This is a genomic window from Mesorhizobium sp. WSM4828 (assembly GCF_055811175.1).
The window spans coordinates 306,216-320,799 of record NZ_JBVVQK010000002.1 but is presented as its reverse complement, the minus strand read 5'-3'; the positions used below and the strand labels follow the sequence as shown (position 1 = coordinate 320,799).

17 protein-coding genes are annotated in these 14,584 nt (G+C 63.9%); 9 read left to right on the top strand and 8 right to left on the bottom strand.

All coding sequences use genetic code 11. From position 1 onward, the window contains the following. Positions 1–67 precede the first annotated feature (67 nt). The 4 genes from AC0L2X_RS04305 to AC0L2X_RS04290 all read right to left on the bottom strand — a co-directional run bounded on the left by AC0L2X_RS04305 (position 68) and on the right by AC0L2X_RS04290 (position 5,682). Positions 68–766: a DUF2270 domain-containing protein gene (locus AC0L2X_RS04305; protein ID WP_473554699.1), complete on the bottom strand. Its 699-nt coding sequence runs from the start codon at positions 764–766 to the stop codon at positions 68–70. Positions 767–822: 56 nt separating this feature from the next. Beyond that, positions 823–2,931 carry a molybdopterin-containing oxidoreductase family protein gene (locus AC0L2X_RS04300; RefSeq protein WP_473554696.1) on the bottom strand — a complete coding sequence of 703 codons (2,109 nt, stop codon included), beginning with the start codon at positions 2,929–2,931 and terminating at the stop codon, positions 823–825. A 243-nt stretch (positions 2,932–3,174) separates the two neighbouring features. After that, the gene (locus AC0L2X_RS04295) at positions 3,175–5,052 is read right to left on the bottom strand and encodes an ABC-F family ATP-binding cassette domain-containing protein (protein ID WP_473554695.1); all 1,878 of its coding nucleotides are present in this window, start codon (positions 5,050–5,052) and stop codon (positions 3,175–3,177) included. A 450-nt stretch (positions 5,053–5,502) separates the two neighbouring features. Beyond that, a complete protein-coding gene (locus tag AC0L2X_RS04290; RefSeq protein ID WP_254820275.1) occupies positions 5,503–5,682 on the bottom strand; it encodes a hypothetical protein in 180 nt (59 codons plus the stop codon). Between the two features lie 132 nt (positions 5,683–5,814). Here AC0L2X_RS04290 and AC0L2X_RS04285 point away from each other — a divergent pair, with 132 nt between their 5' ends. The 3 genes from AC0L2X_RS04285 to AC0L2X_RS04275 all read left to right on the top strand — a co-directional run bounded on the left by AC0L2X_RS04285 (position 5,815) and on the right by AC0L2X_RS04275 (position 8,632). Continuing rightward, positions 5,815–5,988 carry a hypothetical protein gene (locus AC0L2X_RS04285; protein ID WP_473554694.1) on the top strand — a complete coding sequence of 58 codons (174 nt, stop codon included), beginning with the start codon at positions 5,815–5,817 and terminating at the stop codon, positions 5,986–5,988. Positions 5,989–6,082: 94 nt separating this feature from the next. Further along, complete coding sequence (locus AC0L2X_RS04280) at positions 6,083–8,164, top strand: ATP-dependent helicase (protein ID WP_473554691.1); 2,082 nt, start codon at positions 6,083–6,085, stop codon at positions 8,162–8,164. Positions 8,165–8,329: 165 nt separating this feature from the next. After that, on the top strand, positions 8,330–8,632 hold the full coding sequence (locus AC0L2X_RS04275) for a DUF982 domain-containing protein (RefSeq protein ID WP_352452964.1): 303 nt from the start codon (positions 8,330–8,332) through the stop codon (positions 8,630–8,632). Between the two features lie 12 nt (positions 8,633–8,644). On the opposite strand, the gene AC0L2X_RS04270 is transcribed toward AC0L2X_RS04275, so the two are convergent. The 3 genes from AC0L2X_RS04270 to AC0L2X_RS04260 form a co-directional block, all read right to left on the bottom strand. Then, positions 8,645–9,433: a GGDEF domain-containing protein gene (locus tag AC0L2X_RS04270; RefSeq protein WP_473554690.1), complete on the bottom strand. Its 789-nt coding sequence runs from the start codon at positions 9,431–9,433 to the stop codon at positions 8,645–8,647. Between the two features lie 129 nt (positions 9,434–9,562). Beyond that, the gene (locus AC0L2X_RS04265; protein ID WP_473554688.1) at positions 9,563–9,862 is read right to left on the bottom strand and encodes a hypothetical protein; all 300 of its coding nucleotides are present in this window, start codon (positions 9,860–9,862) and stop codon (positions 9,563–9,565) included. A 14-nt stretch (positions 9,863–9,876) separates the two neighbouring features. After that, complete coding sequence (locus AC0L2X_RS04260) at positions 9,877–10,389, bottom strand: DinB family protein (protein WP_352493221.1); 513 nt, start codon at positions 10,387–10,389, stop codon at positions 9,877–9,879. 77 nt (positions 10,390–10,466) lie between these two features. On the opposite strand from AC0L2X_RS04260, the gene AC0L2X_RS04255 reads away from it, so the two are divergent. The 6 genes from AC0L2X_RS04255 (at position 10,467) to AC0L2X_RS04230 (ending at position 14,123) form a co-directional block, all read left to right on the top strand. Continuing rightward, positions 10,467–11,177, top strand: a complete 711-nt coding sequence (locus AC0L2X_RS04255) for a glutathione S-transferase family protein (RefSeq protein ID WP_473554684.1) — start codon at positions 10,467–10,469, stop codon at positions 11,175–11,177. 440 nt (positions 11,178–11,617) lie between these two features. Beyond that, entirely contained in the window at positions 11,618–12,253 is a 636-nt protein-coding gene (gene bluB / locus AC0L2X_RS04250; protein WP_473554683.1) for a 5,6-dimethylbenzimidazole synthase, read from the top strand. 4 nt (positions 12,254–12,257) lie between these two features. Further along, entirely contained in the window at positions 12,258–12,380 is a 123-nt protein-coding gene (locus AC0L2X_RS04245; protein WP_352493224.1) for a hypothetical protein, read from the top strand. Between the two features lie 27 nt (positions 12,381–12,407). Further along, entirely contained in the window at positions 12,408–12,704 is a 297-nt protein-coding gene (locus AC0L2X_RS04240; protein WP_352493225.1) for a DUF1905 domain-containing protein, read from the top strand. 235 nt (positions 12,705–12,939) lie between these two features. Then, a complete protein-coding gene (gene ndk, locus AC0L2X_RS04235) occupies positions 12,940–13,362 on the top strand; it encodes a nucleoside-diphosphate kinase (protein ID WP_473554680.1) in 423 nt (140 codons plus the stop codon). Between the two features lie 152 nt (positions 13,363–13,514). After that, positions 13,515–14,123 (top strand): class I SAM-dependent methyltransferase, encoded by a 609-nt coding sequence (locus AC0L2X_RS04230; protein WP_473554679.1) that lies wholly within the window; start codon positions 13,515–13,517, stop codon positions 14,121–14,123. Positions 14,124–14,196: 73 nt separating this feature from the next. Here AC0L2X_RS04230 and AC0L2X_RS04225 read toward each other — a convergent pair whose 3' ends face one another. Then, positions 14,197–14,466: a hypothetical protein gene (locus tag AC0L2X_RS04225; RefSeq protein WP_352667151.1), complete on the bottom strand. Its 270-nt coding sequence runs from the start codon at positions 14,464–14,466 to the stop codon at positions 14,197–14,199. Positions 14,467–14,584: the final 118 nt, after the last annotated feature.

Genomic DNA, 14,584 nt, shown 5'->3' with positions numbered 1-14,584 from the left:
CCCCCATCGCCCAATGCACGTGTCCAACAACGCGCGACAGCGCGTTGCGTTGCCAGACAAGGCGTTGCTAGACGTGGACGTCCCCGAAGGAGAGTTCGCCGTCGTCGCTCTCCGTCAGAAAGGCTGTCACCAGCAGGCCGGCATAGAGGACGGCAACCAGCACGACGATGATGGCGCCCGGAATTGGACCCAGCGCAGCACCGGTGACGGCCTCACGCATCGAGCCAACGAAGCCGATGCGGACGCCTTCGGTCAGAAGACTAGGGGTCGACAGTTTGAGGATCCAGGCCAGCAGCAGGATCAGCAGCATGTAAATGTAATTGCGACGCAGGCGGCGCGCCAAAGCCACGCGTTGCGAAATCAGGAATTTTGGCGCGCGCAGGCTCTCGCCGACGATCAACAGCCAATCGGACGCGAAGTCCGGCTGCGGCGAGAATATCTGCGCGAAATAGTGCCGTTCGAACTGGCGTACGCGAGCCCGGTAAAAGTCGAAGAAACGGTATCGGCGGGCCTCGATCCACAGCAGCAGCAGGACAAGCAGCATGGCAAACAGCATCACGCCATGGTGAGCGCTGGCTGTCGAAAGCGAGACTGAGAGCATCGCCGCGACAACCGTTATCGCCCAGTTGCTCGTCCGGTCCAGGCGGTCGCGCCAGCCAGCCATGCGCGCAATCTCGGCGCGATGAAAGTGGGACATCGTGGTTACGAGTTCGCCGGACGACAGTGTCCGTCCGATGGGATCCGGCGCCGGCAACACTTCTGCCATGACAATGCCTCCACCCGCCACGCGAAAACGGCCTGATGGAGATATCGTTCCGACGCTCAATCAGCCGGGCGCAGCCAGACCTTGTTGTCGTGGAAGGCGGCGCCGCCATAGGGCGCCGGCGCATCGGCGCCGGTCAGCACGTTGATGCCCTCGCCGCGCTCATGGGCGCTGTTCGGCCAGATGCCTTCGGCGACGACGACGCCGCGCTTGATGCCGTCGAACAGTTTTGCATGCAGCACCACTTCGCCACGCTGGTTGCCGACTTCGACACGGCCGCCGTCGGCGACGCCGAGTGCCGCCGCATCATCGGGATGCAAGAGCAGCTCCGGCCGGCGCTCTTTTGCCTTGGACACCGGCGTTTCGGCAAAGGTCGAATTGAGGAAATTGCGCGCCGGCGAGGTGGTCAGCCGGAACGGGTGCGCCTCGTCCGCCACCTCGATCAGGTCGACATGATCGGGGAAGTCCGGCAGGCTTGCCACCGGCCCGAACAGGCCCATGCTTTTCGGCGGCCGGTTGGGCGAGGCCTGGCCCGTCCAGTCGGCGCGAAAATGGAATTTCTTGTCGGCATGGCCGAAGCCGTCCAGGAAATGCGCGGCCTCGAAATCCGGCTGCAAATCGACCCATTTCTGCTCTTTCAGGCTCGAAAAGCTGCCAAGCCCGCGTTTGCCCAGAATGATGTCGATATGCTGCTGCTCTTTCATGCCGAAGCCAGGACGGTCGGCGACACCGAGCCTTTTGCCGAGCTCCTCGATGACGAAATGATTGGTGCGCGGTCCTTCCGGCGGCTCGATCAGCTTCGGCCCGAGTGTGATGTGCTGGTTGCCGCCGCCCTTGTAGACGTCGTCATGCTCGAGAAACATCGTTGCCGGCAGCACGACATCGGCGAGCTTGGCGGTGTCGGTCATGAACTGCTCGTGCACGCAGGAAAACAGATCGTCGCGCAGAAAACCCTGCTTCACCAGCCGCTGCTCCGGCGCGACATTGACCGGATTGGTGTTCTGGATCAGCATCGCCGTCACCGGCGGGCCGCCATAGAGCGCATCCTCAGCCCCGGTCAGCACCGGGCCGATGCGCGAATGATCGAGATGACGGATCGCGGGGTCGCGCATCCGCGTGCCTTCGAGCAGTTCCTGGTTGAGCTTGAAGATGCCCGAATTGGTATGGAAGGCGCCGCCGCCCTCATATTGCCAGCAGCCGGTGACCGCCGCGATCGAGGCTGCGGCGTGCATGTTGACCGAACCGTTGCGCTGCCGCGAAAAACCGTAGCCGAGACGGAAATAGGTCTTCTTCGTCGTGCCGACGAGACGGGCGAAGGCCTCGATTTCGTCGACGGAAAGCCCGGTGATATCAGCGGCCCATTGCGGCGTCCGCGTCTTGAGATGCGCTTCCAGACCGTGCGGATCGTCGGTGTATTTCTGGAGATAGGCGCGGTCGGCCATGTCGTCACGGAACAGCACGTGCATGGCTGCGCAGGCCAGCGCGCCGTCGGTGCCGGGCTTCAGCACCAGGCCCAGATCGGCCTGCTTCATCGTCGCATTCTCGTAGACGTCGATGACGACGATCTTGGCGCCGCGTTCCTTGCGCGCCTTGATTGCGTGGGTCATCACGTTGACCTGGGTGACCACGGCGTTGGTGCCCCAGATCACCACACAGTCGGACTTTGCCATCTCGCGCGGGTCGGGGCCGCGCAGCGCGCCGGCGCCCATCATCCAGCCGGTCCAGGCCAGATTGGTGCAGATCGAACCGAAGAAGCCAGAGTATTTTTTGGCGTGCCTGAGCCGCTCGATACCGTCACGCTGCACCAGCCCCATCGTGCCGGCATAGTAATAGGGCCAGACCGTCTCCGAGCCGTATTTTGCCTCCGCCGCAATGAATTTTTCGGCGACAAGGTCGAGTGCGGCCTCCCAGCTCGCTTCCTTCCATACGCCCTCGCCCTTGGCGCCGGCACGGACCAGCGGCTTCAGCAGGCGGTCGGGATGATGAATGCGATCGGCGTAACGGGCGACCTTGGCGCAGATGACGCCGGCCGTATAGCTGTTGGCCTTGGCGCCATGGACCCGGCCGATGCGCCTGGCGTCAAGCAACTCGACCTCGAGCGCGCAGGTCGACGGGCAATCATGCGGACAGGCCGAATGGCCGATTTTGAGCTTGGCGTGCTGATTCATGGGCGCAAACTAGCCGGTTGTGATAGTGGCGTGTAGGGCCAGATGACGAGCCAATCTCCCCCCAAGTGGGGGAGATGTCCGGGAGGACAGAGGGGGGCGTGAAGGATCGCTACGTCGTCGGTGTGGCTCGCTCTTGATCAAACTCCAACGACCGGCGGCTCCAAATGGCTGTCAGGCTGGCGGGACAGCGCCCCCCTCTGCCCTGCCGGGCATCTCCCCCACGAGGGGGGAGATTACGCTCACCTACTCCGCCGTGCCTTCCTCATACTCCGCCGACATCGACAGCCATTTTTCCTCGTGGCCGGCCAGTTGTTGCGCGAGTTGTGAGCGCTCCTTGGCTAGCCTTGTCGCGGTCGAGGGGTCCTTTTCGTAGACGGCCGGATTGGCGAGTTCGTCCTCGATCAGGTCGATGCGCTTGCGGAGGCGGTCCATCAGCGCTTCGGTGGCGCGGATTTCCTTGGCCAGCGGCTCGAAGGCAGCGCGGCGCGCGGCTGCATCGCGGCGGCGGTCGGCCTTCGAGGCCTTGTCCGCCTCGCGCTTGCCGCGGCGGTCGCCGGAGACGCCGGTGACCAGCGTCTTGTAATCCTCGAGGTCGCCGTCATACGGATTGACCGCGCCGTCCTTGACCAGCCACAGCCGGTCGGCCGTTGCCTCGAGCAGATGGCGGTCGTGCGAGATCAGGATGACGGCGCCGGGAAAATCGTTAAGCGCATGGATCAGCGATTCACGGCTGTCGATGTCGAGATGGTTGGTCGGCTCGTCGAGGATGAACAGGTTCGGCCCCTCGAAGGCCGACAGGCCCATCAAGAGCCGCGCCTTCTCGCCGCCGGACAGATCCTTGGCGGCGGTGTTCATCTTTTCGGTGGTCAGGCCGAACTGGGCGACGCGGCCGCGCACCTTGGGTTCCGGCGCTTCCGGCATCAGCCGGCGGACGTGCTCGTAGGCGTTTTCGTCGGGCCTGAGGTCGTCGAGCTGGTGCTGCGCGAAGATTGCCACCTTCAGCCCGGGCGCCACCGTCATGCTGCCGGTCTCCGGCTTCAGCCGGCCGGCCAAAAGCTTGGCGAAGGTCGACTTGCCGTTGCCGTTGGCGCCGAGCAGCGCGATGCGATCGTCGGCATCGATGCGCAGCGTCATCTTCTTCAGGATCGGCTCGCCCTCGGTGTAGCCGACGTTGACGTTGTTGAGCGCAATGATCGGCGAGGCCACCGTCTTCACCGGCTTCGGAAAGGAGAACGGCCGCACCGTGTCGTTGACGATCGCGGCGATCGGCTTCATCTTCTCCAGCGCCTTGATGCGCGACTGCGCCTGCCTCGCCTTCGACGCCTTGGCGCGGAAGCGCTCGACGAAGGATTCCATATGCTTGCGCGCGGCTTCCTGCTTGACGCGGCCCTTCTCCTGCAATTCCCGCTGCTCGGTGTATTGGCGCTCGAACTGGTCGTAGCCGCCACGCCAGAAGGTCAGCTTCTTCTGGTCGAGATGGACGATCGAGTTGACGGCGCGGTTGAGCAGGTCGCGGTCGTGCGAAATCAGCAGCACGGTGTGCGGGTATTTCGACACGTAGTTTTCCAGCCACAGCGTGCCTTCGAGGTCGAGATAATTGGTCGGCTCGTCGAGCAGCAGCAGATCGGGCTCGGCAAACAGCACGGCGGCCAGAGCGACGCGCATGCGCCAGCCGCCGGAGAAGGACGAGGCCGGGCGCCGCTGCGCGGCATCGTCGAAGCCAAGGCCGGCGAGAATGGTGGCGGCGCGTGACTCGGCCGAGTGCGCGTCGATATCGGCCAGCCGCATGTGGATGTCGGCGATGCGGTGCGGGTCGGTCGCCGTCTTTTCCTCTTCGAGCAGTGCACTCCGTTCGAGGTCGGCCTTGAGCACGATCTCGATCAGCGGCTCCTCGGTGCCCGGCGCTTCCTGCGCGACCTGGCCGATGCGCGTGTTTTTGGGCAGGCTGATCGAGCCGGTCTCGGAGGCGAGATCGCCGGTGATCGCCTTGAACAAGGTCGTCTTGCCAGTGCCGTTGCGGCCGACGAGGCCAGCCTTGCTGCCGGCTGGCAAGGTCAGTGAGGCATGGTCGAGAAGCAGCCGTCCGGCCATGCGGAGCGAAAGGTCGTTGATGATCAGCATGGCCGGGCTTTTGCACGGGACAACCATGCTTCGCAAGGGCTTGAGCCCCGGTTCGCCGCATAAGGCGCGAAAACCGGCAGCAAGCAAGTCAGCCTGTCGCGCCGCAACTTCCCGCAAACGCAAAAAGAACCCGCGATCCTGAGGGGGGATAAGGATCGCGGGTTCTTTCGTGAACGGCGGCCTTGGGAGCGTCCGATCGACATCCAAACACGCAGCAGCCTGGTTTGTTCCATGGGAAGAACGAACTATGTGATGAACAAACGCTGCCGTGGCCGACACGTTTGTCCACAGGGGCGTGCCGTCTGTACGCTATCGACCATGACGCTGCGGAAAGACTCAGCTATCCTTGGATGTGCGGCGGGCCTGATCTCCGCCTGGCCGGCGCCATCAGCTTCCTCCCAAGCGGCGCCGGCCACCCTCCTTGACCGGCGCCGACGGCATTTGAGGCGGTCATTGTTTCGGCGGCGTGCCGGGCTGATCGCCGCCGGTCGTAGACTTCGGCACCGGATTCTTGTCGACCTGCGGGTTCTGCTCGACGGTGTCGCCGGGGGCTTTGGTCGGCTGGATGTTGTTGTCGCAACCCGCAACCGTCAGAGCTGCCATAAGCAGCAGGATTGAGCGCTTTTTCATCGCAGTCTCCTCTCGCCCGACAACGAGGCGTCGGCGATTTGGTTGCGCGGCCGGTGTCGTTCCCGCATTCGCCAAGGAGCCGGGGAACAAAATGCCGCGTCTCCGGTTGCTCCACAATCAATGGAGGAAGGCATGATCCGTCTGCTCATCGCCGGGGCAATCGTCTATGTCGCCTATCGCGTCGCCAAGAACGTGATCGACGAGGTGCCCGACGATTTCGATCCGCTGCTGTTGCCGCCGCCACAGGACGATCGCGAGGCGCTGCGGCGGCAATCGGCAAGGATGGGCGTCGAGCCCGAGCGTTAGTCGACAGGCCTGCCCGCTAGGCTTCTTCGTTCACGAGCCCTGTTCCGGCTCCGCAAACCGTTGCGAACAAAGCAGAAACGATGCTTGATGGGCGATGAACCTCGCCGCCCGTGATTCGTCCTTCCAGCCGGCCTATCTGGCGAAGCTCAATGCCGAGCAGCGGCTTGCCGTCGAACATGGCGACGGCAAGATCGCCGGGCCGTTGCTGGTGATTGCTGGCGCCGGCTCCGGCAAGACCAACACGCTGGCGCACCGGGTCGCGCATCTGATCGTCAGGGGTGCCGACCCCCGCCGCATCCTTTTGATGACATTTTCGCGCCGTGCCGCAGCGGAAATGGCCAAGCGGGTCGAGCGCATCGCCGGCGAGGTGCTGGGGCGCGATGCTTCCGTCATCACCGATGCGCTGAGCTGGGCCGGCACATTCCACGGCATCGGCGCCAGGCTGCTGCGCGATTATGCGCTGGAGATCGGTCTCGATCCGGCCTTCACCATCCACGACCGCGAGGATTCTGCCGACCTGATGAATCTCGCCCGCCACGAGCTTGGGTTTTCGAAGACCGAAGCCCGCTTCCCGACCAAGGGCACCTGCCTTGCGATCTATTCGCGCGCCGTCAACGCACAGGCGCCGCTCGGCGAGGTGCTGGGCTCGGTGTTCCCGTGGTGCGCCGGCTGGGCCGAACAGCTGAAGCAGTTGTTCGCCACATATGTCGAGGCCAAGCAGGCGCAGAACGTGCTCGATTACGACGACCTGCTGCTCTACTGGGCGCAGATGGCCGGCGAGCCGGAAATCGCCGCGCATCTGGGTGCGCGTTTCGACCATGTGCTGGTCGATGAATACCAGGACACCAACCGGCTGCAGGCATCGATCCTGACGGCGCTCAAGCCCGACGGATCGGGGCTGACGGTGGTCGGCGACGACGCGCAGTCGATCTATTCGTTCCGCGCCGCGGAAGTGCGCAATATCCTGGATTTTCCCAAGCAGTTCGCGCAGCCGGCGGAAGTCGTCATGCTGGAGCGCAACTACCGCTCGACCGAGACGATCCTGGCGGCCGCCAATGCTGTAATCGGCGAAGCGTCGGAACGTTTCACCAAAAATCTCTGGACCGAGCGCAAATCGGCGGAAAAGCCGAAGCTGGTGAGCGTGCGCGACGAGACCGAGCAGGCGAGCTATGTCTGCCAGGCGATACTCACCGAACGCGAAGCCGGCACGGTTCTCAAAGCACAGGCGGTGCTGTTTCGCGCCTCGCACCATAGCGGCCCGCTGGAGATCGAGCTGACGCGCCGCAACATCCCCTTCGTCAAGTTCGGCGGACTGAAATTCCTCGATGCCGCCCACGTCAAGGATATGCTCGCCGTGCTGCGCTTCGCCGAAAACCCGCGCGACCGCGTCGCCGGCTTTCGCGTGCTGCAACTTCTGCCGGGCATCGGCCCTTCGGCCGCCAATGCGATCGTCGAGACGATGGCGACGTCGCTCGACGAGACGATGGGGCTTGCCCGCTATCGGCCGCCGCAGCGTGCCGCCGACGACTGGCCGGGCTTTGTCGCGCTCTATTGCGGCTTGCGCGCCGACGCGCAAAAATGGCCGGCCGACATCGAGCAGGTCAGGCTCTGGTACGAGCCGCATCTGGAACGCATCCACGAGGATGCGACGGCGCGCCGGGCCGATCTCCTGCAGCTCGAGCAGATCGCTTCCGGCTATGCGTCGCGCGAGCGCTTCCTCACCGAGCTGACGCTCGATCCGCCGGACGCGACCAGCGACGAGGCCGGGCCGCCGCACCGCGACGAGGATTATCTGATCCTGTCGACGATCCATTCGGCCAAGGGCCAGGAGTGGAAGAACGTCTTCGTGCTCAACACCGTCGACGGCTGCATCCCGATCGATCTCGGCGTCGGCAGCAAGGAGGACGTCGACGAGGAGCGGCGGTTGCTCTACGTGGCGATGACGCGGGCCAAGGATAGCCTGCACCTGGTCATGCCGCATCGCTTTTTCGTCCACGGCCAGGCGGCGCGCGGCGACCGCCATGTCTATGCCTCGCGCACGCGCTTCATCCCGCGCTCGATTCTCGGCGCCTTCGAGCAGGTGGCATGGGCCAGCGTCCAGGCCAGAGACGATCCGCGCCGCCAGCCGCAGGTGCGCGTCGACCTCGGCGCCCGCATGCGCGGCATGTGGAAATAGGCACCCCGCCTCGCCGCTGGCGCTGCTCGCCCGGCGACCGCTCCCGGAGCCGGCGAAAAAACAATCCCGGCAACATGGAACCTCGCGCCGTGATCCGCGTTTCTGCCCGACCCCCAGACCGGAGAACGGCGTCCGCCGTGACCTCCGCCCATTCGAGAGGCCAGAATGCACGACAGGACGTTTTCCACCCCGGTCGCCCTAACCGTTGGCGCCGGCTACAAGCGTACGATCGCTTCGTTCTCCGAGATGCACGAATTCCTGACCGAGTTCCCGCCTTCGCGCCGGCGGCTGAGCTATGGCGCCGCGGTAAAGGCCTGCGAGGCGGCACGTGCCGGCGAGATATCGGCCGAAGCGGCACGCGACGCCCTGATCACCTTCGCGGTGACGGCAGGCATCCTCTGGCCGGCCGCCCAGCCGGCAGTCTCGGTCAAGCCGGTCGCCCGGGGCCTCGGCGGCTACGCCGCCTGACAGAAACGACCATCAATGGACCGTCATCGGGCCGCCGCCCGGCGGGTCGCCCGCTGCCGCGGTTTCGAAACTGACCTGATCGCGGCCGTTCGATTTGGCCTTGTAAAGGTGTTTGTCCGCCATCACGAACATCTCGGCGTAGGTGGTCGGCCCGCTGAAGGCGACGCCGCCGATGCTGACCGAGAGAGGACAGGGCCGGCCGCCAGGCGAGAACTCCGCCTCACGGACGCGTCGGCGAATGGTCTCCGCCACCAGCCAGGACTGCGAAGGATCTGCGCCGGGAAGGAAAACCGCAAATTCCTCGCCGCCGATCCGGCCGACGATATCGGCGCCGCGTAGCTGGCCCTGGATTGTCCTGGCGATCAGCTTGAGCGCTTGGTCTCCGCAGTCGTGGCCGAGGCGGTCGTTGACGGATTTGAAATGGTCGGCATCGACGATCAGCAAGGCGCCGGCATCAACGACGGAATGGCTGCGGGCCTGTTCGAGATAGGCCTCGACGAGCATGGAAAACGCACCCCGGTTGAATACCGCCGTCAGGCTGTCGGTCGCCGCGACGACGGCCAGTGTCTTCTGCGCGATCGCCGGCTGGCGCATTTTCCACATCAGGAAAGAGAAGAACGAGCTGGCCAGGACAAGCGGCAGCAGCAGGTCAGTGAGCTGCGCCCGCCACAGCGCTTCCGGCGATAAATACGGGAAGTTGAAGGAATCGACGAAGAACGCGGCTGCAATGCAGACCGCCGTGCCCCCGACGGTAACCGCCACGACCCTGCCCCAGCTCGTCGGGGACAAATCGATCTGCATGCTTGTGCTCCTGCTTCAGCCGGCTACCTTGAAGCAACAGCGCAAACGAAGTCCTAAGACTTTGCTTTCAATTCGATCGCAGTCGAGCGAACCAGCCGTCGAGATGGCGGCCAGCTAAGGAGATCGGTCCTAAATCAGCTGCCTTCTGATGCTCATCCGGGTGACCGCGGTCACAAGAATGGCGCCGATCATGAAATAGATGGTCGCGATAATGTCGCCCTGGTGGAAATAATAACCTGAGTTGAGAAGCGCCAGGACCACGGCGAAGAACGCCACAAGGCGCAAGGGTTCATTGGGCATGCGTGCCAATTCTCGCTGTTGCTGCTGAATGCTGCTGAAGCGGCCGCCCTCACGACCGTGTGCTCCATAAAATGTTTTGGCGCGTTTTGCAATCTCGGCGGATCGTCCTCTACCGACCGTCCGCTTCACCAGCCATCCCAAGTTCAAGCGAAAGCCCTGCCCTCCTCGCTGCGCTGGAACATCGTCAGGTCCAGTCCGAGGCTTGGCTTGCCCAGAATGGTCAGAATCGCATGCGCCTGGCCGCGGTGGTGGGTCTGGTGGTTGAAGAAGTGGTCGAGCGCCGGCGCCAGCCGCTGCGAGACGGTGCGCATATCGGAGACGGTCATGTAGGAGAAGCGGCCCGACAGCGCCTTGTCGCTCAGGCCGTCGACCCAGTCGATGATCCGTTTGTCCTCGGCCTCGCGCGCCAGCCGCAAGCCGGGCAAGGCGCGGTGCAGGATCGCGTCGAGCTTTGCCGGCGCGTCGCCCTCGCCGGTGAAGCGTTTCATCCAGATACGGTCGGCTGCCAGGAGGTGGTTGAGCGTTCCCATCATCGAACCGAAGAAGACGCCGATATTGCGGTCGAACTCTTCCTCGTCGAGATCGGCGGCGGCATCGTAGATGCGGCCATTAGCCCATTGATTGTAGGCCGCAAACATCCTGAAATGCTGTTTCATTCTTCTCTCGACCTGCGAGACCCTGTTTCGCGCGGGTCTGTTTCGGGCATAGTTAGACTGCAAGGACGCTGCCGCCAATGACCATTCTGCTCTACGACCTTGTCGGACGCGACGCCGCCCGCCCATTCAGCCCACATTGCTGGAAGGCGGCGATGGCGCTGGCCCACAAAGGGCTCGACATCACCAGCGTGCCGACCCGTTTTCTCGAAGTGCCGAAGGTGGAAGGCGGCGTCTCGAAGCTCGTTCCGGTGATCCGCGACGGCGAGACGGTGGTCGCCGATTCCTTCGCTATCGCGCTCTATCTCGAGGAGGCCTATCCCGAGCGGCCGACATTGTTTTCCGGCGACGGCGGCAAGGCGACGGCGCGCTTCATCGAACGCTGGTCGCAGCTGACCATCCATCCCTACGTCACCACCGCGGCGATACTGGACCTGCATGCCATGCAGGACGAGGCGAACGCCGCCTATTTCCGCCAGAACCGCGAGCAGCGCTTCGGCAAGCGCCTGGAGGCGGTATACGCCACCCGCGACGCCGGGCTCGCCAGCTTCCGCGCCTCGCTGGAGCCGCTCCGCTCGATGCTTGGCTATCAGCCCTTCATCGGCGGCCCGTCGCCGCTGTTTGCCGACTACATCGTTTTCGGCGCGCTGCAATGGGCGCGCATCGCCACGCCCTACCGGCTACTCGACGACAGCGATTTGGTGGCGCAATGGTTCGAACGATGCCTCGATCTGCATGGCGGCCTCGGCCGCACGGTCGCGGCCGCAGCGATCGCCCCACTCGAGAGTTGAAATCGACAGTTTCATCAGCGGCGCCACATTTTGTTCTTGCTTTGTGCCGGCAGCTATGCTACTAAATTTGGTTATGGTGCTAATTGGCTCCAACGACCCGCCCGGCTTGCCGAGGCGGGTTTTGTTTGCCGATCAAGGTCCAACGGCGTAGATCGCGGCGATGTCGTCCGGCCTCGGCTAAAGCGCCTCGCGTTCGACCGGCCTCATGTGGCGCGCTTTAGGTTCGTTTTTTGATGCATGTCGTTACCGCAAAACCGCTGCACACCCTCGGGTCAAGCCCGAGGGCATGCTTTGGCGCGACATGCATTAGAATTCGCGCCCGGCGAAACGCGACAATGCGGGTAGACGAAGTGTCGCTTGAGGCGCCTCATCACTGCCCGGATCGAAGCAAACAAGACGAAGTCCGGCGAACCGGGCAACCACAACAAAGGCAGCGCGCCATGACCACAAACCCAGAGTTCCCGGCCGACTTTCGCGCCGGGCTCGCCAATCTTTTCCTGTGGCGGCGCGATGTCAGGCGGTTCGAGCCGACGCCGCTCCCCGAAGGGGCGCTGGAGCGCCTGCTCGAGCTTGCCGGCGCCGCGCCGTCCGTCGGGCTGAGCCAGCCCTGGCGCTTCGTCATCGTCGAGAGCGAAGCACGCCGCGCCGCCGTCAGGGCATGCTTCGAGCGCTGCAACGCGGAGGCACTCGCAAATTTTTGCGGCGAACGCGCCGCGCTCTATGGACGCCTGAAGCTTGCCGGGCTGAACGAGGCGCCCTGCCAGCTTGCGGTTTTCGCCGACCGCGCAACCGAGCAAGGGCATGGGCTCGGACGCCTGACCATGCCAGCCACCATAGACTACTCCGCTGTCATGGCGGTGCACACGATGTGGCTGGCGGCACGCGCCGAAGGAATAGGCATGGGCTGGGTCTCGATCCTCGATCCGGCCGAGATGGCGACGATCCTGGACGTGCCGCCGGAGTGGACGCTGATCGGTTACTTCTGCATCGGCTACGCCAGCGAGAACCACAGCGTGCCGGAACTGGAACGGGAAGGCTGGGAAACGCGGCGGCCGTCTATCGTAACAAGGCGATAGTGCAATGGCGGCGCTGCCATCCTCTTTGCAGGGAAGAATGGCTTTCCCCCGCAGGGCTGTGGAAATCATCGATGGTTCGCCGATCGTCAGCATCGCCAACAAGGCAGCATGGCAAAGCCAGTCATGACGGCCTTACCTGAGGAAGGGCATAGAAATGTTCCGCTATGACATGCAGGCCGAGATCTGGGTCTATCCGGGCAAGGGCGGCTGGCATTTCGTGACGCTGCCGCCGGAGCTTGGAACCCGGATCAAGACGGCGATGATGGGGATGGCACGACCCTGGGGTTCGCTTGGCGTGGAAGCCGTCATCGGCCAGACCAGATGGCGGACATCGCTGTTTCCCGACAAGAAATCCGGCAGGCTGCTCTTGCCGATCAAGACCGCGGTGCGGGTCCGCGAAGGCCTCGGGGCTGGCGACACGGCCAACCTGACGATCGAGATGCAGTTATGACGACGTAGTCTCAGGCTGACGACGACGCGCTATAGGGCGGCCAGTTGATCGACCCACCGGTTTTCGGGAAATCCGATGCTCAGCAAAAAGGTGGAGCGGCGGCATGGTTCGACTTGAAAGTCCGCCGCCCCGGCGCAGAAATGCGCGCCGGGCCGGCGTCCCCTTGGCAAGGCGGCGGGCGGCTTGTATAGAGCCCGCCACCCTCAATTCCATTCTCCATCACAAGGACGATCCCATGGCGCTCGAACGCACCTTTTCCATGATCAAGCCGGACGCGACCCGTCGCAATCTCACCGGCGCCATCATCAAGATACTGGAAGATGCCGGCCTGCGCGTCGTCGCTTCGCGCCGGGTGTGGATGAGCCGCCGCGAAGCGGAAGGTTTCTATGCCGTCCACAAGGAGCGTCCGTTCTTCGGCGAGCTGGTCGAGTCCATGTCGTCGGGCCCGACGGTCGTGCAGGTACTGGAAGGCGAGAACGCCATCGCCAAGAACCGCGAAGTGATGGGCGCCACCAATCCGGCAAGCGCCGCCGAAGGCACCATCCGCAAGCTGCACGCGCTGTCGATCGGCGAGAATTCCGTGCACGGTTCCGATGCGCCGGAAACCGCCGCGCAGGAGATCAAATACTGGTTCTCGGACACCGAGATCGTCGGCTGAGCCGGCATCCAGAACCCCATCAAAAGGCCGGCACAACGCCGGCCTTTTTTGTTAGCGAACATTTTCAGCTTCAGGCTCCTCGACGGGTCACGGGTGCGTTAAGCTCGGAGTGGCGGATCAAAGGCGGTCCCGACAATGGAGCCGACCAGGCCATGACCAGCACCATTCCCGGCTTCTTCCAGGGCACCGAAATGCCAACCAGCGGCTGGTGGGAAGCGCTGTGGCCCGAGCCTGCCAGCGTCCTGGCGGCAGTAGGCATGAAGCCCGGCACGGACGTGGTCGATCTCTGCTGCGGCGACGGCTGGTTCACGATACCAATCGCCAGGGTCGCGCGTCATGTAATCGCCATCGACATCGATGCAGATATGCTCGAGGTCGCCAGGCGGCGGCTGACCGAAGTAGGCGCGAGCAATTGCGAGTTTGTGGCGGGCGACGCCTATGAGCTTGCCGGGCTGGTGCCTCAAACCGTCGACTTCGTTTTCATGGCCAACGCTTTCCATGGCGTCCCGAACCGGCCGCGCCTTGCCCGCGCCGTGCGGACGACACTTGGTCCTGCCGGTCGTTTTGCCATCGTCAACTGGCACCAGTATCCGCGCGAGCAAACCACGGTCCTGGGCGAGCCGCGCGGGCCAAAGACCGAGCTGAGGCTGTCACCCGAACAGACCACCGCGGCGGTGGAAGCCAGCGGGTTCAAGCTCGCCGAGCTGGTTGATGTGCCGCCCTATCACTATGGCGCGGTATTCAAACTCGCGCCGAATTGAGAATGCATCGTGGATGCGGCCTCGCCGGTAGGATGTATGTCGCCCGCCGCCCCCTAGCGGCGGGTTCTGCAGTCTATTTCGCCTGGCGTTCCTTCACGTTCGCATGTTCATTCGCCGCCGGCGTGTCGGTGGACGGGGTCTTGGTCTCTTCACCTGAAAACGGGCTGCCCTGCCCCGGCGCGAGATCGCCGCTATGGCCGGCCTTGTTGGTCTGGAACGGTTGGCTGTCCGCTTTGAGACCGTGGTCAAGAGCATTGACGAGATGGTCGTCCGCCTTGGCAAGGCCGGTAAAGGCAAGGAGCGATGCACCGGTGGCGGCAAGGATAAGTGTGTGCGTTTTCATGTCTGGACTCCTTTGAGTGGCCAGAACGAGCCGCAGCCATTCTGGCGGCTTCAACGAAGGGACAAACGTCCCTTTTGCCTTACCCGCCATCTTATGAAGAACTAACGGACCCCCTGCT

Coding starts and splice junctions, on each gene's coding strand:
- AC0L2X_RS04305 (WP_473554699.1), bottom strand. CDS start 766: ATGGCAGAAGTGTTGCCGGCGCCGGATCCCATCGGACGGACACTGTCG.
- AC0L2X_RS04300 (WP_473554696.1), bottom strand. CDS start 2,931: ATGAATCAGCACGCCAAGCTCAAAATCGGCCATTCGGCCTGTCCGCAT.
- AC0L2X_RS04295 (WP_473554695.1), bottom strand. CDS start 5,052: ATGCTGATCATCAACGACCTTTCGCTCCGCATGGCCGGACGGCTGCTT.
- AC0L2X_RS04290 (WP_254820275.1), bottom strand. CDS start 5,682: ATGAAAAAGCGCTCAATCCTGCTGCTTATGGCAGCTCTGACGGTTGCG.
- AC0L2X_RS04285 (WP_473554694.1), top strand. CDS start 5,815: ATGATCCGTCTGCTCATCGCCGGGGCAATCGTCTATGTCGCCTATCGC.
- AC0L2X_RS04280 (WP_473554691.1), top strand. CDS start 6,083: ATGAACCTCGCCGCCCGTGATTCGTCCTTCCAGCCGGCCTATCTGGCG.
- AC0L2X_RS04275 (WP_352452964.1), top strand. CDS start 8,330: ATGCACGACAGGACGTTTTCCACCCCGGTCGCCCTAACCGTTGGCGCC.
- AC0L2X_RS04270 (WP_473554690.1), bottom strand. CDS start 9,433: ATGCAGATCGATTTGTCCCCGACGAGCTGGGGCAGGGTCGTGGCGGTT.
- AC0L2X_RS04260 (WP_352493221.1), bottom strand. CDS start 10,389: ATGAAACAGCATTTCAGGATGTTTGCGGCCTACAATCAATGGGCTAAT.
- AC0L2X_RS04255 (WP_473554684.1), top strand. CDS start 10,467: ATGACCATTCTGCTCTACGACCTTGTCGGACGCGACGCCGCCCGCCCA.
- bluB (WP_473554683.1), top strand. CDS start 11,618: ATGACCACAAACCCAGAGTTCCCGGCCGACTTTCGCGCCGGGCTCGCC.
- AC0L2X_RS04245 (WP_352493224.1), top strand. CDS start 12,258: ATGGCGGCGCTGCCATCCTCTTTGCAGGGAAGAATGGCTTTCCCCCGC.
- AC0L2X_RS04240 (WP_352493225.1), top strand. CDS start 12,408: ATGTTCCGCTATGACATGCAGGCCGAGATCTGGGTCTATCCGGGCAAG.
- ndk (WP_473554680.1), top strand. CDS start 12,940: ATGGCGCTCGAACGCACCTTTTCCATGATCAAGCCGGACGCGACCCGT.
- AC0L2X_RS04230 (WP_473554679.1), top strand. CDS start 13,515: ATGACCAGCACCATTCCCGGCTTCTTCCAGGGCACCGAAATGCCAACC.
- AC0L2X_RS04225 (WP_352667151.1), bottom strand. CDS start 14,466: ATGAAAACGCACACACTTATCCTTGCCGCCACCGGTGCATCGCTCCTT.